This is a genomic window from Azospirillum sp. Sh1, assembly GCF_008365135.1.
Classification (GTDB): domain Bacteria; phylum Pseudomonadota; class Alphaproteobacteria; order Azospirillales; family Azospirillaceae; genus Azospirillum; species Azospirillum oryzae.
This window is the reverse complement of sequence record NZ_VTTK01000017.1, coordinates 116,300-136,317: the sequence shown is the minus strand read 5'-3', so window position 1 is coordinate 136,317 and position 20,018 is coordinate 116,300. Positions and strand designations below refer to the sequence as shown.

Here is a 20,018-nt window from a genome sequence, read left to right as displayed (position 1 = left end):
GCCTATGACGCCGGCGTCGCCAAGCTGGCCGGCAGCGGCGACGTGACAACACTGGCGCGCGGTCTGGCCTGCAGCGGTCCGAACCAGGCGCAGGCGGCCTTCTTCACCACGACGGCGGACGCCTTCCTGGCCGACACCGAATTGCAGGAGGAGGTGTTCGGCGCCGCCTCGCTGCTGATCCGCTGCCCCGAAGTGGCGGCGATGACGGCGGTGGCGGAAAAGCTGGAAGGGCAGCTGACGGCGACCCTGCAGATGGACGCGGCGGACAAGGCGGCGGTGGCCGGACTGATCCCGACGCTGGAGCGCAAGGCCGGCCGCATCCTGGCGAACGGCTGGCCGACGGGGGTGGAGGTCTGCCACGCGATGGTGCATGGCGGCCCGTTCCCGGCGACGTCGGACCCGCGCAGCACCTCGGTCGGCACGCTGGCGATCCGCCGCTTCCTGCGCCCGGTCTGCTACCAGGACCTGCCGCCCGACCTGCTGCCGGAGGCCTTGCGCGACGGCAACCCGCTGGGGCTGTGGCGGCGGGTGGATGGAGACTTGGGGCGTGCCTGATCGCCAACCCAATCCCCCCTCTCCCCCCTGGGGAGAGGGTCGGGGTGAGGGGGATACACAGGGTGGATTTGGTGGTGCGCGGAGAGTGCGCGATGCTTGAAGATCCTCGCAACGCGCCCCCCTCACCCTAACCCTCTCCCCGGGGGGAGAGGGGACTAGTCCCTGCCCTGCCGTTCCATCGCCGCCCGCAGCAGGGCGGCGAAGCGGAAGGGTGCATGCAGGAACTTGCTGTAGGGCAGCGTCGCGAACCAGCCAAGGACAAGTCCCAGATGGACCAGCAGCAGCGGCCCCATCGCCGCCGTCCCGCGCAGCGCGAGCAGCCCGAGGCCGCTGACCGCCACCAGGAACAGCAACGCCAGCAGCGCGCAATCGGCGCCGGCCAGGCTCCGCGCCACCGGTTCGGGATCGGCGCGCCGCTTCAGCAGCGCCAGCCCAACGGTGCCGACCACCATCCCGACGCCCCCGAGGCTTCCGAAAAGGACCGGCAGGCTCAGCAGCGGATAGGGCGCCTGCCAGCCCAACCCATGGTCGTAGACGGTCGCCACGCCGGTGGCAGCGAAGCAGAGCGCCACCCCATGGAACAGCGCGTGATGGAACCGCCGCCGCGCCTGGGAGAAGCGCTCGTCCCGGTCGTTGCAGCCGGCCCCGCCGCCGCCGAGATTGCGCAAGCTGGCCGCATCGCGGAGCGCATCGCGCAGAGCCGGCAACAGCGCCGCCCCGGTCGGCGCCGGCCCCATGCCGCGCCAGAAGGACGCGACGCTGAAGCCGATGGCGAGCAGCGACCACAGCATCACCGCCCCGGCGACCCCAGCGATCGCCCCCCACGGCACCAGCCGGTAGAAGGCGCCCGGCCCGGCATGCCGCCCGAACAGCACCTCCGCCGGCAGGCTCAGAACCGCCGGCAGCGCCACCAGCGCCATCGCGGCCAGGGTGACGGCGGCGACGAAGGACCACCCTGCGCCGGGCAGGCGCCCCCTCGCCGCCGGCGGCCAGACATGGTCGCGGTAGGTCTGCTGCCGGACCAGACTGAGGCTTTTCGGCAGGTTCAGGTCGAACTCATGTGGCGGTGCGTACTGGCAGGCGTGATAGCAGGACCGGCAGTTGTGGCAGAGGTTGGACAGGAAGGTCAGGTCCGCCGCCGAGACCAGCCTTCGCAATTTCAGCGCGGAGAACACCGCGCAATAGCCGTCGCAGAACTGGCAGGCGTTGCAGATGTCCAGCGCCCGGCGCGCATCCGCCGTGATCCGCTCCCAGTCGTCAGCGCCGGGCATAAGCCGCTGCCTCCCGACCGGCGATGCGGCCGAACACGGCGCCGACGGTCATGGCGCTCCCCGCCAGATAGCCGCAGCCGAGGATGTTGGGCGCCATGACGACCCCGGCGGCATGGACACCATCCAAGGCGGTCCCGTCCCGCCGCAGCACCCGCGCACGCTCGTCGACCCGCACCCCCAGGCAGGTGGAAGTGACGCCGGCCCGCACCGGATAGGCGCCGAAGGGTGGGACCATGATCGGCGCGGCAAGCCGCGTCTTCGGCGGATCGACGCCCGCCGTGCCGCCTCCGTTGGTGATCGCGGCGTTGAAGCCGGCCACCGTGGCCTGCAGGGCCGGCGGCGGAATGCCCAGCGCCAGCGCCAGTTCGCCGATGCCATCCGCCCGGATCGCCGGGAAGATGGAGGGCCGGAACCGCGTCCCGATGGCCGCATCGAAGATCGAGAAGGCGACGGCGCCGGGACAACGGGCCACCAACTCACCCCAGGCCGTGTAGCGCGACGGCCCGATGACCGCGCCTTCGTCGGCGAAGCGGCGGCCGTCGCGGTCCACGACGATGCCATGGGCGATGCCGTCCAGCCGGGTGACGATGCCGCCGTCGAACCGCGGCGCGCGGCCATCCACCGCGACCATGTGGCAGCGGTCCGCCGCCCCCACCGGCTCCGCCCCCTCCTCCAGCAGCGCCTTCAGCGGAACGCCGGTCGCATGCGGGGTGCCGCGGATCGCGAACCGGCCGGCGGCCTCGCCCCACTCCCGCCGCAGCCAGTCGGGATCGGCCTGGAACCCGCCGGATGCGACGACGAGCGTCCGCGCCCGTACCGTGACGCCCGGTTCCCCCACGGTGACGGCAGGCGGCCCGTCGCGCAGATCCAGCGCCCGCACGTCACTGTCGTAGCGGATGGCGACGCCCAGCCGTTCGGCGGTGGCGTAGAGCGCATTGACCAGGGCCTTGCCGCCGCCAAGGAAGAAGGCGGTCTTGCGCGAATAAGGCAGAACCTCGTCGGCACAGCTTTGGAACCGCACGCCGTTGCCGGCCAGCCAATCGACGATGTCGGCGCTTGCGTCGACGAACAGGCGGGCCAACCCACCATCGACGGGGGCGGCCACACGCCGCAGGTCGGCCAGATAATCATCGGCCGGATAGCGTCCCCGCACCCACGCGGTCGCCGCGTCATGCACGACGCGCATGTTGCGGGAATGGCGGGCATTCCCGCCGCGCAGCGCCTTGGGCGCCGCCTCCAGCAACAGGACCGCCGCGCCGGCCCGGCGGGCGGCGATGGCGGCGCAGAGCGCGGCGTTCCCGCCACCCACCACCAGAACGTCGCAGTCGCACGGGACACCGGTCATCGATCAGTCGCAGCAGAAGGCGGTCCGCACCCGGTCTGCCGGACGAAGCCTGGGAAGCCATGGCTTTAGTCCCGGACGACCCGTGCTGGGAAGGGCCAAGGCCTGCGACACAGGGCAGCGCCCCGCCCGACGTCCAATCGGCAAATATCATCGGTTGACACACGTATATTTCTTGCATCCGATAGGAGTTGTTGTGGGCGGGCGTTTTCACTCCCGCTTGCGACATCGGTCACCGAAACGTCGCAATGCAGGAGCCGGCACCCATGATGACCGCGGCGTGTGGAGCAGGGATGGGCGAAGGGGACTGCTGATGGCCGATCCAACGATGCTGCCCGCTGCGGCACCCGAAGCCATGCCGGGCATCCTGACCGCCCTGGTCGTCGAACAGGACCGGGAGGCCGCGGCATGGCTTGAGACCGCCGTGGCCGCGCCGCCCCTGCCCGGCACGGCGGAGTTCATGCGGCTGTTCGCGATTGCCGGCCGCAAGCTGGGCGGTGCTGCGCCACAGGGCTGGCCGCCCGCCCGCATCGCCCGCGCCGCCCTGCTCGCCGCGTCCGTCCATGCCGCGGGCGAGGAAGCCCCCGCCCGGCTGGCGACCGCCTTCCGCCGGTCCGACAGCGCGGAGCGTGCGGCGATCCTCCAGTCGCTGACGCTGCTGCCCGACCCTGGCCGCTTCGCCGATCTCGCCGCCGACGCCTGCCGGTCCAGCGTGCAGCCGGTGTTCGAGGCCATCGCCTGCGACAACCGCTTTCCCGCCGCCCATTTCGCCGAGCCGGTCTTCAACCAGATGGTGCTGAAGGCGGTGTTCACCGGCGCACCGCTGGCCCGCGTGATCGGGCTGGCGGAGCGGACGACAGCCCGACTGCGCCGCATGGCCGCGGATTTCCGCGACGAGCGGCGGGCATCCAACCGGCCGGTGCCGGCGGACCTCGACTTCCTCCTCGATCTGGGAACCTGACGTGATGAAGCTGTTCGATCCGCACATCCACATGACGTCGCGCACCACCGACGATTATGCCGCCATGCGCCGGGCCGGCATCGTCGCAGTGACCGAGCCGGCCTTCTGGCTGGGCCAGCCGCGCACCCACGCCGGCAGCTTCGAGGATTACTTCCTGTCGCTGATCGGCTGGGAACGCTTCCGCGCGAGCCAGTTCGGCATCCGCCATTTCTGCACGCTGGGCCTGAACCCGAAGGAGGCCAACAACACCGACATTGTCGACGGCGTGCTGGAGCTGGTCGACCTCTATCTGGAGAAGGAGGGCGTCGTCGCGGTGGGCGAGATCGGCTATGACGACATGAGCCCGGCGGAGGACGACATCCTCGCCCGGCAGGTGGAGATGGCCAAGAACCACGGCCTGCCGGTGATGATCCACACGCCGCACCGCGACAAGAAGGCCGGCACCCGCCGCACGCTGGACCTGCTGCGCGAGGCCGGAATGCCGCCGCACCTCACCCTGATCGACCACAACAATGAACTGACGCTGGAAATGGTGCTGGAGAGCGGCTGCTGGGCCGGCCACACCATCTATCCCGGCAGCAAGATGGACGAGCCGCGCATGGTCGGTCTGGTCCAGGCCTTCGGGCCGGAGCGGATCATGGTCAACAGCTCCGCCGACTGGGGGATCAGCGACCCGCTGAAGGTGCCGAAGACCGCGCAGGCCATGCGCGATGCCGGCATCGCCGAAGAGGCCATCGAGACCATCGTCTGGCGCAACCCCATCGCCTTCTACGCCCAGAGCGGCCGGCTCGACCCGGCGGAGCTGGAAATCCCGCTGCCGGTCGACCAGCGCCTGCTGTTCGAAGGCAACACCGTCCTGCGCGGGCAAACCCCGACGGTTGAGGCCCCGACGGTGGACTCGCCGCTGACCGCCGAAGCGGACGTCTGACGGCGATGAGGCGCACGCTGGTCCTGAACGTCGTCGGGCTGACCGCCGACCTCCTGCCCCATGCCCCGGCCATTTCCCGGCTGGCGGCGCGGGGGATGCGTCCGCTGGTGCCGGTGCTGCCGGCGGTCACCTGCTCGGTGCAGGCCAGCATGCTGACCGGGCTTCCCCCCTCCGGCCATGGCTGCGTCGCCAACGGCTGGTACGACCGCGACCTGTCGGAAATCCTGTTCTGGAAGCAGAGCAACCGGCTGGTCACCGGCGAGACGCTGTGGGAGGAGGCGCGGCGGCGCGACCCGGCCTTCGTCGGGGCGAAGCTGTTCTGGTGGTACAACATGTACTCCGGCGCAGACATCAGCGTCACGCCGCGCCCGATCTATGCCGCCGACGGCCGCAAGCTGCCGGACATCCATACCCACCCCGACACCCTGCGCGGCGAACTGGCGCAGGCGCTGGGGCCGTTCCCGCTGTTCCGCTTCTGGGGGCCGGGCGCCGACATCGTTTCCAGCCGCTGGATATCATACTGCGCGGCGGAGGTGGAGCGGCGCTTCCGCCCCAGCCTGTCGCTGGTCTATCTGCCGCATCTCGACTATGACCTGCAACGGCTGGGTCCCGACGACCCGCGCATCCCCGCCCAGGTCGCCGCCGTCGACGCCCTGGCCGCCCCGCTGATCGAAGCGGCGGAGCGCGAGGGCACGCGGGTCGTCGTGCTGTCGGAATACGGCATCACCGGCGTCGCCGGCCCCATCGCCATCAACCGCGCCCTGCGCTGGGCCGGGCTGATCGCGGTGCGGGAGGAACAGGGCGGCGAACTGCTCGACCCCGGCGCCTCGGCCGCCTTCGCCGTCACCGACCACCAGCTGGCCCATGTCTATGTCCGCCATCCCGAACAGGTGGCGGCGGTGCGCGACCTGCTGCTGAAGATCGACGGGGTGGAGCGGGTGCTGGACGCCGAGGCGCAGCGGGCCGCCGGCATCCGCCACCCGCGCGCCGGTGAACTGGTCGCGGTCAGCCGCGCCGACCGCTGGTTCAGCTATCCCTACTGGCTGGACGACGACCGGGCGCCCGACTTCGCCCGCACCGTGGAAATCCACCGCAAGCCCGGCTACGACCCGGCGGAGCTGTTCCTCGACCCCGCCCTGCGCTTTCCGAAGGCGTCCATCGGCTGGCGGCTGGCGAAGAAGGCGCTGGGCTTCCGCACGCTGATGGACGTGATCCCGCTCGACGCCGGGCTGGTGAAGGGATCGCACGGCCGACCGACCGACCGGCATGAGGCCGGGCCGCTGCTGATCTCCTCCGAACCCGGCCTGCTGCCCGACGGACCGGTTCCGGCGGAGGCGGTCAAGTCCCTCCTGCTCGCCCATCTCTTCGACGAGGTGATCGCCCGATGACTTCCATTCTCCATCCGGACGTCCGCTCCCCCATCATCCGCCAGCGCTTCGCCGTCACCTTCGACTATGCAGTCGCCTTCACCCGCGACGCCTTCTACCCGGCCAATTCCACATTGGCCGACGCCATGGGAACCGCCGGGGCCGATCCGCGCCCGCGCTGCCTCGCCTTCGTCGACATGGGCGTGCTGGCCGGGCATCCGGCCCTGCCGGAGGCCATCGCCGCCCATTTCGCCGCCCGCGAGGATCTGCCGACCCTGGTGGCGCCACCGCGCCTGCTGCCGGGTGGGGAGGCGGTGAAGAACGACCCGGCCCTGATCGGGCAGATGCACGACGCCATCCTCGGCCACGGCATCGACCGCCATTCCTATGTGCTGGCGGTCGGCGGCGGCGCCTTCCTGGACGCGGTCGGGCTTGCCGCCTCCACCGCCCATCGCGGCGTGCGGCTGGTGCGCATGCCGACCACGGTGCTGGCGCAGAACGATTCCGGCGTCGGGGTGAAGAGCGCCATCAACCTGAACGGCGCCAAGAACCAGATCGGCACCTTCGCCCCGCCCTGGGCGGTGGTGAACGACGGCGCCTTCCTCGACAGCCTGCCGCAGCGCGACCGCATCGCCGGCATGGCGGAGGCGGTCAAGGTGGCGCTGATCCGCGACGGCGCCTTCTTCGAATGGCTGGAGCGGTCGGCCGACGCGCTGACCCTGTTCGAGCCCGATGCCGTCGCCCACCTGATCCGCCGCTGTGCCGAGCTGCACATGCACCAGATCGCCGAGGGCGGCGACCCGTTCGAGCAGGGCAGCGCCCGGCCGCTCGATTTCGGCCATTGGGCCGCGCACAAGCTGGAAACGCTGAGCCGCAACCACCTGCGCCATGGCGAGGCGGTGGCCATCGGCATCGCGCTCGACACCCGCTATTCGGTGCTGGCCGGTCTGCTGCCGGAGGGCGAGGATCTGCGCGTCGCCGTCCTGCTGGAACATCTGGGCTTCCGCCTGTGGCACCCGACGCTGGCCCGCCGCGACGGCAACGGCCGGCCGCAGGTGCTGGCCGGGCTGGAGGAGTTCCGCGAGCATCTCGGCGGACGGCTGACCATCACCCTGCTGGCGGGCATCGGCCGGGGAATCGAGGTCAACGCCATGGATGCCGCCCTGGTCGAAAGCGCCATCGGCTGGTTGTCGGCGCGGGAGGCCGCCTGATGCGCCTGTCCGGCGGCGGCACGCTCGGCTATTGCCTGAACGTCCACCCGACCCAGAGCTTCGCCGAGGTTCGGGCGGCCCTGCTGGGGCCGGTGCGGGAGATCAAGCGCCGGCTCTGCCCGGACCGTCCCTTCGGCGTCGGGCTGCGCCTGTCGGCCGAGGCCGCCGAGACGGCAGGCGTGGCGGCGGACCTGGCGGCGATCTTCGACGGCGAGGGGTTCGCGGCCTTCACCATGAACGGCTTCCCCTATGGCCGCTTCCACGGCGCACCGGTCAAGGAGTCCGTCTATGAGCCGGACTGGACGACGGCGGAGCGGGTCGCCTACAGCCTCTCCCTGGCGGAAACCATGGCCGCCCTGGTCCCGCCGGGCGGCTTCGCGACGATCAGCACCGTGCCCGGCGGCTACGCCCCACGCGTGACCGGGCGCGAAGCGGCGGTGGCGGAGGGGCTGTTGCAGGCGGTGGCCGGGCTGGTCCGGCTGGAGCAAAGCACCGGCCGAACCGTGGCGCTGGCGCTGGAGCCGGAACCCTGGTGCCTGCTGGACAGCACCGCCGATGCCGTCGCCTTCTTCCGGGCGCACCTGTTCACCGATGCCGCGGCGCGGCGCCTCTGCGCCCTTGCCGGGCTGACGGCGGATGAGGCCGCAGCGGCGCTGCCGCGCCATCTCGGCCTCTGCCTCGATGTCTGCCACATGGCGGTCAATTTCGAGGAGCCGGAGGAGTCGCTGGCCGCCCTCGCCGCCGCCGGCATCCCGATCCACAAGGTCCAGCTCAGCGCCGCCCTGAGGATCGCCCGGGCCGATGCCGCGGCGCGCGAGCGGTTGGCTGCGTTCCGCGATGCCGTTTATCTCCACCAGACCGTCGCCCGCGCGGCAAACGGAACGGTGAGGCGCTTTCTCGACCTGCCGCAGGCGCTGGAAAGCCCCGGCGGCGAGGGCGAGGAATGGCGGGTCCATTTCCACGTCCCGGTCTTCGCCGAACCGGAACCGCCGCTCGGCTCCACCAGCGACGCCCTGGAGGGCGTGCTGGCGATCCACCGCGGCCGGCCGGTGGCGCCGCATCTGGAGGTCGAAACCTACACCTGGGATGTCCTGCCCGCCGAAGCCTGCGGCGCGGGCGCAATGAGCGTCGTCGACGGAATCGAAAGGGAAATGCGATGGGTGTTGGAACGGCTGTCCTGATCCGCCCGCGCGCAGCCCTGATCCTCGGCCGGGTTTCCAATCTGCCGACGGTGCTGAGCAACGCCATGGCCGGGATCGCGCTCGCCGGCGTCGGAACGCTGGACGGCATGGCCGGCGGTGGGTTCGGCAGCGGGGTTGCCCGCGCAGCCATCGTGCTGGCGCTGTTCTATGTCGGCGGCATGTATCTGAACGACGCCTTCGATGCGAAGATCGACGCGCGGGAACGGCCGGGCCGCCCGATTCCGAAGGGTGACGCCTCGCTTGGCGCGGTGTTCGCCGCCGGCTTTGCTCTGATCGCGCTGGGCATCGCCCTGGCCGCCCTGTCGGGGGTGGAGGCCGGATTGTGCGGCGGGCTGCTGGCCGGTGCGATCCTGCTCTATGACGCCCTGCACAAGCGCACGGCGACCGCCCCGGCGATCATGGGTCTTTGCCGCCTGATGTCCTACGCCACCGCGGCGGCGATCGCGGGTGGCGGCGCACTAGCGCCCTGGATGCTGCTGGGGGCCGGCGGGCTGTTCTGCCATGTGGTCGGGCTGACCTTCGCCGCCCGGCAGGAAGCTTACGACCGGCTGGACAATGCTTGGCCGCTCGGCGTTCTGGCGGTCCCGCTTGCCGGTGCGCTGTGGGTTGCGCTCGGCAGCCCGGCGGCGCTTGCCCTGTGGGCGGCTCTGGCGGCAGCGACGGGCTGGGCCGTGCATCGGCTGTTCCGCCGCGCGCCGGGCGACGTTCCGCGCGCAGTGGCGGTCCTGATCGCCGCCATCGCGCTCTACGACGCCGTGCTGATCGCCGCGGCCGGGTCCGGTGCCGCCGCCCCGCTCGCCCTTGCCGCGGCGCTGTGCTTCCCGCTGACCCTAGCGCTGCAGAAGGTCATTCCGGGGACATGAGCCGGGGAGCGGGAGGCCTACCGGCGCTCGAGGTCGCGGCAGCGGACCCACCATTGGGTGTCGGTCGTCGCCTCCACGATGGCGCCGGTGATGCCGCCGTTGGTTTGCGAGATGTCGAGAACGCACAGGTCGCCCGTCGGCCGGTTGACCGTCCTGATCCAGATGTTGCGGCAGCCGTCCGGCATGATCTGGCCTTTGTCGCGGACCAGCTGCTCGATCTGCTGCTGGGTATGGCAGGCGACGACCGCATCCTGGGCGGTGGCCTGGGACGGCGCGGCGATCCAAGCGAGGACGCAGGCGGTGCCGGCGAAAAGACAGGTCTGGAGAATGCGGATACCCATTTGTCTGCGCCCCTGAAAATCGTGGAGATGAGTGAGGCAAATCCGCTCCAGTGGATTCGGTTCCATCAAATCCTCTCCGGAACCCACCGCCGCCACGCCGAGTTGACGCCCGGGGCCGGACGCCATCGTCCCGCTCCGTCCACGGCGACGCGGAGGTTGTTTCGATGGTTCCCGACTGGCTCCATCTGTTGTCCATCGCCACCCTGGTTTTCGGCGGGCTGTGCGCCCTGATCGTGCTGATCGATGTGGCGCGCCATCCCCAGCACATGTGGATCATGAACGTCGTCTGGCCGGTGACCGCGCTGTTCGGGACGGTCCTGACCCTCTGGGGCTATTTCACCTACGGCCGGCTGGCGACGCACGAGATGATGCGGCAGGCGAAGGAGCGCGGCGAGGAAATGCCGAGCAAGCGCGACACGCCCTTCCCGGTGATGGTCGCCAAGGGGGCGGCCCATTGCGGCAGCGGCTGCACGCTGGGCGACATCGTCGCCGAATGGCTGGTGGTGTTCGCGCCGACGGTGGCGGTCTGGTTCGGCTGGCGCAGCCTGTTCGCCGAGAAGATGTTCGCGGTGTGGATCGTCGATTTCATCTTCGCCTTCACCTTCGGCGTCGCCTTTCAGTATTTCACCATCAAGCCGATGCGCAACCTCTCCCCCGGCAAAGGGCTGGTGCAGGCGGTGAAGGCCGATGCGGCCTCGCTGACGGCATGGCAGGTCGGCATGTACGGCTTCATGGCCTTCGCCAGCTTCTACCTGTTCGGCACTGTGCTGGGCGCCAAGCTGGAACCGGCTTCGGCGGAATTCTGGTTCATGATGCAGATCGCCATGCTCTGCGGCTTCGTCACCGCCTATCCGGTGAACTGGTGGCTGATTTCGACCGGCGTGAAGGAGAGGATGTAGACGGGCGGCAGCCCCTTTTGCCCTGATACTCCCCGATTTTTCCGTTGTGCCGCAGGACGCCACCTCCGAACTCTGGAGGCATGCTGATGAGTGGAGCGGCTCTGGCCATCGCGCTGGCCTATTTCGGGTTCCTGTTCGCCATCGCCTCCTGGGGGGACCGCCGGGCGCGCCGCGATGGGCCACAGTCGGGGGCGGGATCGGGTCCGCTGGTCTATGCGCTGTCGCTGGCCGTCTACTGCACCGGCTGGACCTTCTACGGCAGCGTCGGCATGGCGTCGACCGGCGGTTACGCCTTCCTGCCGATCTACATCGGGCCGATCCTGGTCTTCACGCTGGGATGGCCGCTGCTGCACAAGATCCTGCGGATCGCCAAGGCGCAGAACATCACCTCCATCGCCGATTTCCTTGCCGCCCGCTATGGCAAGAGCCAGCCGGTCGCGGCCATCGTCACGCTGGGCGCCGTCGTCGGCACCGTGCCCTACATGGCGTTGCAGCTGAAGGCGGTCTCGTCCAGCTTCGCCGTCCTGTTGCGCTATCCCGAGATCGTGATGCTGGAGCAGCCGGCGGCTTCGCCGATCTGGGCCGACAGCGCGCTGGTCGCCGCAATCGTGTTCGCCCTGTTCGCCATCCTGTTCGGCACGCGCCACGTCGATGCGACCGAACGCAACGAGGGCATGATGCTGGCCATCGCGGTGGAGGCGGTGATGAAGCTGGCCGCCTTCCTCGCCATCGGCGCCTATGCGACCTGGGGGTTGTTCGACGGGCCGGCCGACCTGCTGCGGCTGGCATCGGCCGAGCCGGACCTGCGGCACCAGTTCGCCAGCGGCGTTGACGGCTCCAGCTGGATCACCATGACCGCGCTGGCCGGGCTGTCGGTCCTCTGCCTGCCGCGCATGTTCCACGTCGCCGTCATCGAGAACCGGGACGAGGAGCATATCCGGCTGGCGACCTGGCTGTTCCCGGCCTATCTCGCGGCCATCGCCCTGTTCGTCGTCCCCATCGCCGCGGCCGGCCTCCTGCTGTTTCCGGAAGGCACAATGGACCGCGACATGACGGTTCTGGCCCTGCCGATGTCCGGCCGGCAGGAAATCCTGACGACCATCGCCTTCGTCGGCGGCCTGTCCGCCGCCACCGGCATGGTGATCGTCTCCTCCGTCGCCATCGCCAACATGGTCAGCAACGATCTGGTGGTGCCCATCCTGCTGCGCCGCCGCGGCAACGGCATCGACCGTCTGGACATGCGCCGGCTGATCCTGGGCACCCGCCGGGTGACGATCCTGGTGCTGATGCTGCTGTCCTATGTCTACTACCGGATGGTCGGGACCGGCTTTCCGCTGGCCTCCATCGGCCTCGTCAGCCTCGCCGCGGTGGCGCAGTTCGCGCCGGCCCTGATCGGCGGCATGATCTGGCGGGGAGCCACCGGGACCGGCGCCTTCTGGGGCGTCGTCGCCGGCTTCGTGGTGTGGGGCTACACCCTGCTGCTGCCGGCGGTCATCGAGGCCGGCTGGCTGTCGGCCGGCATCCTGACCACGGGCCCGTTCGGATCCGGCCTGCTGGCGCCCCAGCGGCTGCTCGGCCTCCATCTCGACCCCTTCGTCCATGGCGTGACCTGGAGCCTGCTCGCCAACAGCGTGGCCTTCATCGCGGTGTCGCTCCGGACGGTGCCGCGACCGATCGAGCGGTTGCAGGCCGGCGCCTTCACCGACACCGACCTTCAGTGGAGCCATGCCGGGTCCGAACCGCGCATCGGCTCCGTCACGGCGGAGGAGCTGCGGGCGGTCGCCGCCCGCTATCTCGGCCCCGAACGGGCGGAGCACGGATTAGCCGGCCTTTCCGGTTCCAGCACGGGAGAGGCCGACCTGCGCCTGATCCGCCAGACGGAGAAACTGCTGGCGAGCGCCATCGGCGCCGCCTCCGCCCGGCTGGTGATGGCCCTGACGCTGGAACGGCACAGCGTCGGCAAGGGCAACGCGTTGAGGCTGCTGGACGACGCGACGGCGGCCATCCAGTACAACCGCGACGTCCTGCAGACGACCATGGAGAATGTCGCTCAGGGGATCGCCGTCTTCGACAAGGACCTGCGACTGGTAAGCTGGAACCGCCGCTTCCGCCGGCTGCTGGCGATCCCGGCCGAGATGGAACCGGCCGGGATCGCCCTTCCGGAAATCCTGCGCTTCGGCGCCCTGCATGGCCTCTACGGCCAGGGCGATCCCGCCGCCCTCGTCGCCCGGCAGCTCGACGTCTTCCTTGCCAGCATCACCAGCCCGGTCGAGCAGCACCGGCCGGACGGCAGCGTCCTGGAGATGCACACCTGCCGGATGCCCGGCGGCGGTTATGTCACCACCTTTTCCGACATGACGGAGCGTGTCCGCGCCGCCGCGGCGCTGGCCGAAGCCAAGGACCGGCTGGAGCTACGCGTCCGCCAGCGCACCGCCGAACTGGCCCGTGCCAAGGCCGCGGCGGAGGAAGCCAGCCAGGACAAGACGCGCTTCCTCGCCGCGGCGAGCCACGATCTGCTGCAGCCGCTGAACGCCGCGCGGCTCTATGCGTCCAGCCTGGGCGACCGGATGCCGAACGACGCGCTGGTCGGCAAGCTGGACGGCGCCCTGGCGTCGGTGGAGGAACTGCTGGGGGAGTTGCTGGACATCTCCCAGCTCGACGCCGGCGCGGTGAAGCCGGAGCGGCAGAGCTTCCCGCTCGGCCGGCTCTTCGCCACGCTGGCGGTGGAGTTCGCGCCGCTGGCGGAGCAGCGGGGGCTGCAGCTGCGCATCCTGCCCTGCAGTCTCGCCATCGACAGCGACTGGCGCCTGCTGCACCGGCTGCTGCAGAATCTGCTGGCGAACGCGATCCGCTACACGCCGCAGGGCCGGGTGCTGCTGGGCGCGCGCCGGGTCGCCGGCCATGTCGTGGTCCAGGTCTGCGACACCGGCATCGGCATTCCGGAGGACAAGCAGGCCCAGGTCTTCGGCGAGTTCCGGCGCTTCGCCGAGGCACCGGGGGTGGAGCATGGGCTGGGGTTGGGGCTGTCCATCGTCGAGCGCATCGGCCGCGTGCTCGACCATCCGGTCACGCTGCACTCCATCCCCGGCCGCGGAACGGTCTTCGGCGTCCGCATCCCGCGCGGCGTGTCGCTGCCGGATGCGCAGGCCGATCGTCAGGCGGCGGATGCGCAGGCCACGCCGGCCGAGCGGACAAGCATCCTGTGCATCGACAACGATCCCACCATCCTGGACGGAATGCGGACGATGCTGGGCGGCTGGGGCTGCCGGGTGCAGACCGCCACCGGCCTTGCCGCCGCCCTGGCCGAAGCGGAAAGCGGAGCACCGGATCTCATCCTCGCCGACGTCCATCTGAACGAGGGAGAGGACGGTTTCGCCTGCGTCCAGGCGGTGCGTCAGCGGCTGCGCCAGCCGGTCCCGGCGGCCCTGATCACCGCCGACCGGTCCGCCGGCGTCAAGGAGCGGGCGGAGAGTCTCGGTCTGCCGGTGTTGAACAAGCCGATCCGCCCGGCCGCCCTGCGCACGCTGATGCGCCGTCTGACCGGCGCGTGTCCGGCGGCTGAATAAGCCTGCCTCAGCCGGCCTGCCGCTCTTCCGCCGCACGGCGGATCAGCTCCTGCGGGGCGTCGGCGTCCTCGGCCAACTGGCGGACGAGGATCACGGCCTGGGTCCGGCTGGTGACGCCCAGCTTCTGCAGGATCGCCGAGACATGCGCCTTCACCGTGCCTTCGGACACGCCCAGCTCATAGGCGATCTGCTTGTTCACCAGCCCGTCGTTCAGCATCATCAGGACCCGGACCTGCTGCGGCGTCAGGCTGGCGATCCAGGCCGCCGCATCCTCTTCCCTGCCGGCACCGTCCGGCTCCTGCAGCGCCGGCCGCCACAATTCGCCCGCCAGCAAGGCCTGCAACGCTTCGCCCAGCATGTCGGACGGTGCGGATTTCGGGATGTAGCCGCAGGCACCGGCGCCAAGGGCGCGGCGGATCACCCGCGGCTCCTCGTTGGCGGAGATCACTGCGATGGGCAGGGCGGGAAAGCGGCTGCACAGATAGACCAGACCGGCGAAGCCCTGCATCCCCGGCATGTTCAGGTCGAGAAGGAGCAGGTCGGCGTCCGGACTTTCCTCCAGCGCCGCCGCCGCAGCATCCAGCGTCCCGGCCTCGACGATCTCGGCCTCGGGCAGCGCGCGGGCGATGGCGAGACGCATGGCGTCGCGGAACATGGGGTGATCGTCGGCGACGACGATGTGGGTGGGCATGATCGGGTCCTGTTGGCTTCGCCGCTAAACCAAAGTCACATGGAAGTCACGACGGGGAGGACATAGCTTTCTGAACGAGTGAGAAACACTTCGCGCCGCCGGAAACCGCATTGCGCCGATGGGCTAATGCGGACGACCAGTGTCCCGGCGGTGTCGACCGGAAACGGAAGCAGGACCGATGAAGCGGCGCAACCTCCTGACGGCCATGGGCCTCGGGCTGGGCGGAGCCGTGCTCGCCGCCCCGGCGATCGCACAAGGGCCGCCGCAGATCCGATGGCCGCTGGCCTCGACCTTCCCGAGGGAGCTGGACATCCTGAACGGTGGGGTGGAGTTCCTCGTCCGCCGCGTCGCCGGGCTGACCGGAAACCGGTTCGTCATCGACCGCGACCCTTCCCTGCGGCCGACGGCGGACCAGCCGATGCTCGATTTCGTCGGCAGCGGCGGCGCGCCGATCGGACTGGGTGCCAGCTATCAGGCGATGGACCGCGAGCCGGCGCTGGTCTTCGACACCTCGGTTCCCTTCGGATTGAACGCGCGGCAGCAGAATGCCTGGATGTACCAGGGCGGCGGACTGGCGCTGGTCCGCGAACTGCTTGCCGACCACGACGTGGTCCCGTTCCCGGTCGGCAACACCGGCTCCCAACTGGGAGGCTGGTTCCGGCGGGAGATTCGCGCCGCGCAGGATCTGAACGGGCTGAGGTTCCGCGTGTCCGGCATGGCCGCCGAGGTGCTTCGCCACCTGGGCGGACAGCCGCAGCGAACAGGCTATGACCGGCTGCGCGCCGCGCTGGAGGACAAGACGCTCGACGCGGCAGCCTGGGCCGGCCCCCATGACGATCTGCGGCTCGGTCTGCACAAGGCGGCGCCCTATTGCTACTACCCCGGCTTTCTGGAGGGGAACGCGCAACTGTCCTGCTACGTCAACCGTCAGGCCCGGGACCGGCTGCCGCCGGAGTACCGGGAGGCGGTGGAGGTCGCCTGCGCCGAAGCTAATCTCTGGATCACCGCACGCTACGACGCCCTCAACCCCGCCGCCCTGAAGCAACTGACGGCCGAAGGCGCGATCCTTCGTCCCTTTCCGCTGGAAATCCTGCGAGCCGCCCACCGGGCCACCGAGGAGCAGCTGGAAGCATTGGCCGCGGCGAGCAGCCGCTTCCGCAAAGTCTACGCCTCATGGAAGCCGTTCTGCGACGCCCAGCACCTGTGGTTCCGCATCGCCGAGAACAGCTTCGACCGATCCGCCTCCCTGCAGCCGCCGGAGACTTCCCGGAACTAGGCCCGAAACCAGGGAGCCCCCCCTGCGCCAACCCATAAGGAGCGCATGATGACCTATGACTTCGACCGGGACCTGATCCGGTCCATGCCTGCGATGGAGCGCTTCGCGCGCAGCCTGACCCGCAACCCCGCAGAGGCCGACGACCTCGTCCAGGACTGCATGGAACGTGCGCTCCGCCACCGCGAGAAGTTCGAGCAGGGCACGAACCTGGAAGCCTGGCTCTGCACCATCCTGAAGAACGTCCATTACAGCAAATGGACCCGCAAGCGCCGCTTCGGCGAAGTGGAGGTGATGGACGGGGAAATGGCCAGCGGGCCGTCACAGGACCATCAGGTTTTGCTGCGGGAGGTGGCAACGGCCATCGACGGGCTCTCGGAGGAACATCAGCGGCTGATCCGCATCGTCGCCGTCAACGGCGACAGCTATCTCGAAGCGGCCGACGAGCTGGGGGTGTCGGTCGGCACCGTCCGGTCCCGCCTGTCCCGCGCCCGCAACCGGCTGCGGACCGACTGCGAGACGCCGCACCGTCCACCCCTGGCCCGGCGCACCGGACTGCCGATGTCCGCCCGCTCGGCCGGATATTCGGAAATGGCCCGGTGAACGGTCAGTTGGCCCGGTTCCGGGCCGAAGCCCTTCAGCCGGCAGCCCGGCAGTCGACAGTCCGGTCCGACAGACTGTCCCGCGCGCTGCGGCAGCGGAAGCGCAACGCCTCGCGGTCACGGTCGAGGAAGTCGCTCCGCTCGCCCGTGGCCTCGATCAGGGCGATCTGCGCCAGCAGCGGCTGCCGACGCGGCTCGTCGCTCGCATAGGGCGCCAGAGCCTCGAGGGCTTCCGCCACGCGGATCAGGACGCCCGGCATGGTGGCGCCCGCCTGGCGGATCTGATCGAAGGCCGCCCGCACCAGCCCGTCATGGTCGGTCACGTTACGAACCACACGCACAGCGCCCGTCTTGTCGCACAGCACCGCCACCTGCAGCGGCCGTTCAAAGATGCGGGACAGCGCCGAGGACAGCATGTCGATGACGGTCAGCGCGGTGTAGACATCGTTGATCCCCGGCGACAGCGCCCGCAATGACATCTCCACCAACTGGCGGATGCCATATTCAAGGTCCTGGGTCGGGGTCCGCTCGGTCCCGACGATGAAGGCCTCCCGGATTGAGCGGCGGAACGCCTCGTCACAGGCCTCCGGCGGATGCACGGCAAGGTGCCGGCCGCGGACGAGAGCGAAATGCCCGGGCCGGACGTCGAGCCACAGAACCGCGTCGGCCTCGCAGGCCTTGCGCACGAGCATGTCGAAGTCGACCGCCTGGACATAGCCGTCCTCTCCCAGCCCGAACCACACAGCATCCTCCGGCACCGGCGGCGGCATTTTTCCCGCGTCCGCATCCTCCGGCATCAGCAGGTCGATGGAGGCGCGCAGCTGGCGCGACACGTCGCGAACCGCGTTGTCGTACATGATCGACCGCGCCAGCTTGTGCACGAAGAACAGCAGCACGAACAGACACAAGGCCGAAAGCGCGGTCCCGACGGTGATCGCGAAATGGGGGATCGCATTGTCGGACGGGGCGCCGATGCTGCGAAAAACCACCAGCAGATAGAGAATCGTCGCCATGAACAGTCCCAGCACCACCTGCGTCTGCGGATCGCTGATGAAATTGCGCACCAGACGGGGACCGAGCTGCCCGGCGGCCAGGGTCAACACCACGACGGTGATGGAGACAACCAGCGACGTCATCGTGATGATGCCCGACAGCAGGGCACCCATCATTTGGCGGGCGCTTTCGGGATCGCCGCTGTAGACCAGCCACAGCTCGGCCGCCCCGTCGGGCAGCACCGGCCCACTGGTGACGAGAAGGACCGCCAGCGCCATCGCCGCGCTGCTCATCAGCAGCGGCACGAACCACAGGCTCTCGCGCAGAAACATCCAGTAATGACGCAGTCGGCCCTTCAATCCAATCACCCCAGCGGAAGCGGAACGAACAGCGACTGGCCATCCCGCCGCCGCAGAAGGATAACATGGTCCTTCCCGGACTTGCGGGCCTGATCGACGACATTCGCCACGTCACCAGGATTACCTACCGCCTGCTGCCCGGCTCGGGTGATGACGTCACCCGGCTCGAAGCCGGCCTTCGCCGCCGGGCTGTCCGGCGCGACCTCCACCACCGCGGCACCGCTCACGTCGCTGTCGAGCGAGAACTCCTTGCGCAGTTCGGGCGTGATCGGCGCCAGCGTCAGGCCGAGTTGGCCGCCACCGGGCTGCTGCTGTTTCGCCTCGGCCTGCTCCGCCGGCGGCTGCAGTTCCGCGATCCGCGCCTCCAACGTCACCGGCTTGCCGTCACGCAGGACGACGACGCGGGCGGTATCGCCGGGCTTGGTCTGCGCCACCATGCGGGTCAGCTCATGCGGTCCGGCGACCTGCTTGCCACCGAATTCGGTGATGAGATCGCCGCTCTTCAGCCCGGCTTTGGCGCCCGGAGCGTCCTTGGACACATCGGCGACCAGCGCGCCGGACTGGTCCTTGAGGTCGAGTGCCTTGGCGATATCCGGCGTGACCGGCTGGATGGTGACGCCGAGAAAGCCGCGGGTCACCCGGCCGTTGTTGCGCAGCTCATCGATAACCGGGCGGGCGAGCGATGCGGGAATGGCGAAGCCGATGCCGATATTGCCGCCGGACTGGCTGAAGATGGCTGTGTTGACGCCGATCACCTCGCCCTTGACGTTGAACATCGGGCCGCCGGAATTGCCGCGGTTGATGGCGGCGTCGGTCTGCAGAAAATCGTCATATGGACCGGCGCCGATGTCGCGCGCGCGCGCGGAGATGATGCCGGCGGTCACGGTGCCGCCCAGCCCGAACGGGTTGCCGATCGCCACGACCCAGTCACCGACGCGCATGGCGCTGCTGTCGCCCCATGATACGCTGGGCAGCGGCTTGTCAGACTCCACCTTCAGCAGGGCGAGGTCGGTCTTGGAGTCGGTTCCCACGATCTTCGCCGGCAACTTGCGCTTGTCGGTCAGCGTGACCTCGACCTTGTCGGCATGCTCCACGACATGGTTGTTGGTGACGACGTAGCCGCTGGAGTCGACGATGAAGCCGGAGCCGAGCGACATGCCATGCGGCCGGGCGGGCGCCTCCCCACGCGGGGCACCCTGCCCATGGCCGCCAGGAACGCCCGGCATCTGCCGCCGCAGCAACTCCTCCATGAAGTCGCGCAACGGGCTGTCGGGCAGCATGGAGAAGGGGCCTGCGCCGCCCTGTTGGTCGGACTGCGCCATCTGCGGCCGTTCCGGGGCAGTCGAGGCCGTGATGGTCACCACCGACGGCAGCTTCGCCTCGGCAAGGTCGGCGAAGCTGGCCGGCATTTCTCCGGCCGGTCCCGACTTGCCTTGAGCCAGCGCGGGACCGGCAGACGCCAGGAGAAGCCCGGCGGCGACGACGAGCCACATCCGGCTGCGCGTCCGTGCGGGCGCCGGCCTCCGGTCGATAAGCCGGTGTTGATCGGGAAGAAGTTGCATCGGAGACCTCGTTGCTGCGGGCATGCGGAAAG

16 protein-coding genes and 1 pseudogene are annotated in these 20,018 nt (G+C 69.8%); 11 read left to right on the top strand and 6 right to left on the bottom strand.

Annotated elements, in window-relative coordinates; genetic code table 11:
* Window positions 1–555: pseudogene (locus FZ029_RS18440) on the top strand (aldehyde dehydrogenase (NADP(+))); the annotation flags it as partial.
* Window positions 556–710: 155 nt separating this feature from the next.
* Here FZ029_RS18440 and tcuB read toward each other — a convergent pair.
* Entirely contained in the window at window positions 711–1,826 is a 1,116-nt protein-coding gene (tcuB, locus tag FZ029_RS18435) for a tricarballylate utilization 4Fe-4S protein TcuB (RefSeq protein WP_149270785.1), read from the bottom strand.
* Window positions 1,813–3,171, bottom strand: coding sequence for an FAD-dependent tricarballylate dehydrogenase TcuA (gene tcuA, locus FZ029_RS18430; RefSeq protein ID WP_149270783.1), 1,359 nt, complete (start codon window positions 3,169–3,171; stop codon window positions 1,813–1,815). The genes tcuB and tcuA overlap by 14 nt, the downstream gene beginning before the upstream one ends.
* Window positions 3,172–3,481: 310 nt before the next feature.
* On the opposite strand from tcuA, the gene FZ029_RS33635 reads away from it, so the two are divergent.
* The 6 genes from FZ029_RS33635 to FZ029_RS18400 are packed head-to-tail and all read left to right on the top strand — an operon-like array spanning window position 3,482 to window position 9,700.
* On the top strand, window positions 3,482–4,129 hold the full coding sequence (locus FZ029_RS33635; protein WP_247892375.1) for an EboA domain-containing protein: 648 nt from the start codon (window positions 3,482–3,484) through the stop codon (window positions 4,127–4,129).
* A 4-nt stretch (window positions 4,130–4,133) separates the two neighbouring features.
* Window positions 4,134–5,057 carry a TatD family hydrolase gene (locus FZ029_RS18420; protein WP_211104169.1) on the top strand — a complete coding sequence of 308 codons (924 nt, stop codon included), beginning with the start codon at window positions 4,134–4,136 and terminating at the stop codon, window positions 5,055–5,057.
* 5 nt (window positions 5,058–5,062) lie between these two features.
* Entirely contained in the window at window positions 5,063–6,445 is a 1,383-nt protein-coding gene (locus FZ029_RS18415) for a nucleotide pyrophosphatase/phosphodiesterase family protein (protein WP_149270777.1), read from the top strand.
* Window positions 6,442–7,635 carry a 3-dehydroquinate synthase gene (locus FZ029_RS18410; RefSeq protein WP_149270775.1) on the top strand — a complete coding sequence of 398 codons (1,194 nt, stop codon included), beginning with the start codon at window positions 6,442–6,444 and terminating at the stop codon, window positions 7,633–7,635. The genes FZ029_RS18415 and FZ029_RS18410 overlap by 4 nt, the downstream gene beginning before the upstream one ends.
* The gene (gene eboE, locus FZ029_RS18405) at window positions 7,635–8,816 is read left to right on the top strand and encodes a metabolite traffic protein EboE (protein ID WP_149270773.1); all 1,182 of its coding nucleotides are present in this window, start codon (window positions 7,635–7,637) and stop codon (window positions 8,814–8,816) included. The genes FZ029_RS18410 and eboE overlap by 1 nt, the downstream gene beginning before the upstream one ends.
* Window positions 8,792–9,700 carry a UbiA family prenyltransferase gene (locus FZ029_RS18400; RefSeq protein WP_149270771.1) on the top strand — a complete coding sequence of 303 codons (909 nt, stop codon included), beginning with the start codon at window positions 8,792–8,794 and terminating at the stop codon, window positions 9,698–9,700. The genes eboE and FZ029_RS18400 overlap by 25 nt, the downstream gene beginning before the upstream one ends.
* Window positions 9,701–9,717: 17 nt before the next feature.
* Here FZ029_RS18400 and FZ029_RS18395 read toward each other — a convergent pair whose 3' ends face one another.
* Window positions 9,718–10,041, bottom strand: coding sequence for a hypothetical protein (locus FZ029_RS18395; protein WP_149270769.1), 324 nt, complete (start codon window positions 10,039–10,041; stop codon window positions 9,718–9,720).
* Between the two features lie 164 nt (window positions 10,042–10,205).
* On the opposite strand from FZ029_RS18395, the gene FZ029_RS18390 reads away from it, so the two are divergent.
* Window positions 10,206–10,940 carry a DUF4396 domain-containing protein gene (locus FZ029_RS18390; protein ID WP_149270767.1) on the top strand — a complete coding sequence of 245 codons (735 nt, stop codon included), beginning with the start codon at window positions 10,206–10,208 and terminating at the stop codon, window positions 10,938–10,940.
* Window positions 10,941–11,026: 86 nt separating this feature from the next.
* Complete coding sequence (locus tag FZ029_RS18385; protein WP_211104168.1) at window positions 11,027–14,506, top strand: PAS domain-containing hybrid sensor histidine kinase/response regulator; 3,480 nt, start codon at window positions 11,027–11,029, stop codon at window positions 14,504–14,506.
* 7 nt (window positions 14,507–14,513) lie between these two features.
* On the opposite strand, the gene FZ029_RS18380 is transcribed toward FZ029_RS18385, so the two are convergent.
* The gene (locus FZ029_RS18380; protein WP_149270763.1) at window positions 14,514–15,197 is read right to left on the bottom strand and encodes a response regulator transcription factor; all 684 of its coding nucleotides are present in this window, start codon (window positions 15,195–15,197) and stop codon (window positions 14,514–14,516) included.
* A 178-nt stretch (window positions 15,198–15,375) separates the two neighbouring features.
* On the opposite strand from FZ029_RS18380, the gene FZ029_RS18375 reads away from it, so the two are divergent.
* A complete protein-coding gene (locus FZ029_RS18375; protein WP_149270761.1) occupies window positions 15,376–16,473 on the top strand; it encodes an ABC transporter substrate-binding protein in 1,098 nt (365 codons plus the stop codon).
* Window positions 16,474–16,518: 45 nt separating this feature from the next.
* A complete protein-coding gene (locus FZ029_RS18370) occupies window positions 16,519–17,073 on the top strand; it encodes a sigma-70 family RNA polymerase sigma factor (protein WP_149270759.1) in 555 nt (184 codons plus the stop codon).
* A gap of 34 nt (window positions 17,074–17,107) precedes the next feature.
* Here the strand turns inward: FZ029_RS18370 and FZ029_RS18365 are convergent, their stop codons facing one another.
* Window positions 17,108–18,424 (bottom strand): DUF2254 domain-containing protein, encoded by a 1,317-nt coding sequence (locus FZ029_RS18365; protein WP_149270757.1) that lies wholly within the window; start codon window positions 18,422–18,424, stop codon window positions 17,108–17,110.
* Window positions 18,425–18,429: 5 nt separating this feature from the next.
* Window positions 18,430–19,917: a DegQ family serine endoprotease gene (locus FZ029_RS18360; protein WP_149270755.1), complete on the bottom strand. Its 1,488-nt coding sequence runs from the start codon at window positions 19,915–19,917 to the stop codon at window positions 18,430–18,432.
* Window positions 19,918–20,018 lie beyond the last annotated feature (101 nt).

Bases quoted from the DNA above. Each gene is read 5' to 3' on its own strand.
- tcuB (WP_149270785.1), bottom strand. From the start codon at position 1,826: ATGCCCGGCGCTGACGACTGGGAGCGGATCACGGCGGATGCGCGCCGG.
- tcuA (WP_149270783.1), bottom strand. From the start codon at position 3,171: ATGACCGGTGTCCCGTGCGACTGCGACGTTCTGGTGGTGGGTGGCGGG.
- FZ029_RS33635 (WP_247892375.1), top strand. From the start codon at position 3,482: ATGGCCGATCCAACGATGCTGCCCGCTGCGGCACCCGAAGCCATGCCG.
- FZ029_RS18420 (WP_211104169.1), top strand. From the start codon at position 4,134: ATGAAGCTGTTCGATCCGCACATCCACATGACGTCGCGCACCACCGAC.
- FZ029_RS18415 (WP_149270777.1), top strand. From the start codon at position 5,063: ATGAGGCGCACGCTGGTCCTGAACGTCGTCGGGCTGACCGCCGACCTC.
- FZ029_RS18410 (WP_149270775.1), top strand. From the start codon at position 6,442: ATGACTTCCATTCTCCATCCGGACGTCCGCTCCCCCATCATCCGCCAG.
- eboE (WP_149270773.1), top strand. From the start codon at position 7,635: ATGCGCCTGTCCGGCGGCGGCACGCTCGGCTATTGCCTGAACGTCCAC.
- FZ029_RS18400 (WP_149270771.1), top strand. From the start codon at position 8,792: ATGGGTGTTGGAACGGCTGTCCTGATCCGCCCGCGCGCAGCCCTGATC.
- FZ029_RS18395 (WP_149270769.1), bottom strand. From the start codon at position 10,041: ATGGGTATCCGCATTCTCCAGACCTGTCTTTTCGCCGGCACCGCCTGC.
- FZ029_RS18390 (WP_149270767.1), top strand. From the start codon at position 10,206: ATGGTTCCCGACTGGCTCCATCTGTTGTCCATCGCCACCCTGGTTTTC.
- FZ029_RS18385 (WP_211104168.1), top strand. From the start codon at position 11,027: ATGAGTGGAGCGGCTCTGGCCATCGCGCTGGCCTATTTCGGGTTCCTG.
- FZ029_RS18380 (WP_149270763.1), bottom strand. From the start codon at position 15,197: ATGCCCACCCACATCGTCGTCGCCGACGATCACCCCATGTTCCGCGAC.
- FZ029_RS18375 (WP_149270761.1), top strand. From the start codon at position 15,376: ATGAAGCGGCGCAACCTCCTGACGGCCATGGGCCTCGGGCTGGGCGGA.
- FZ029_RS18370 (WP_149270759.1), top strand. From the start codon at position 16,519: ATGATGACCTATGACTTCGACCGGGACCTGATCCGGTCCATGCCTGCG.
- FZ029_RS18360 (WP_149270755.1), bottom strand. From the start codon at position 19,917: ATGTGGCTCGTCGTCGCCGCCGGGCTTCTCCTGGCGTCTGCCGGTCCC.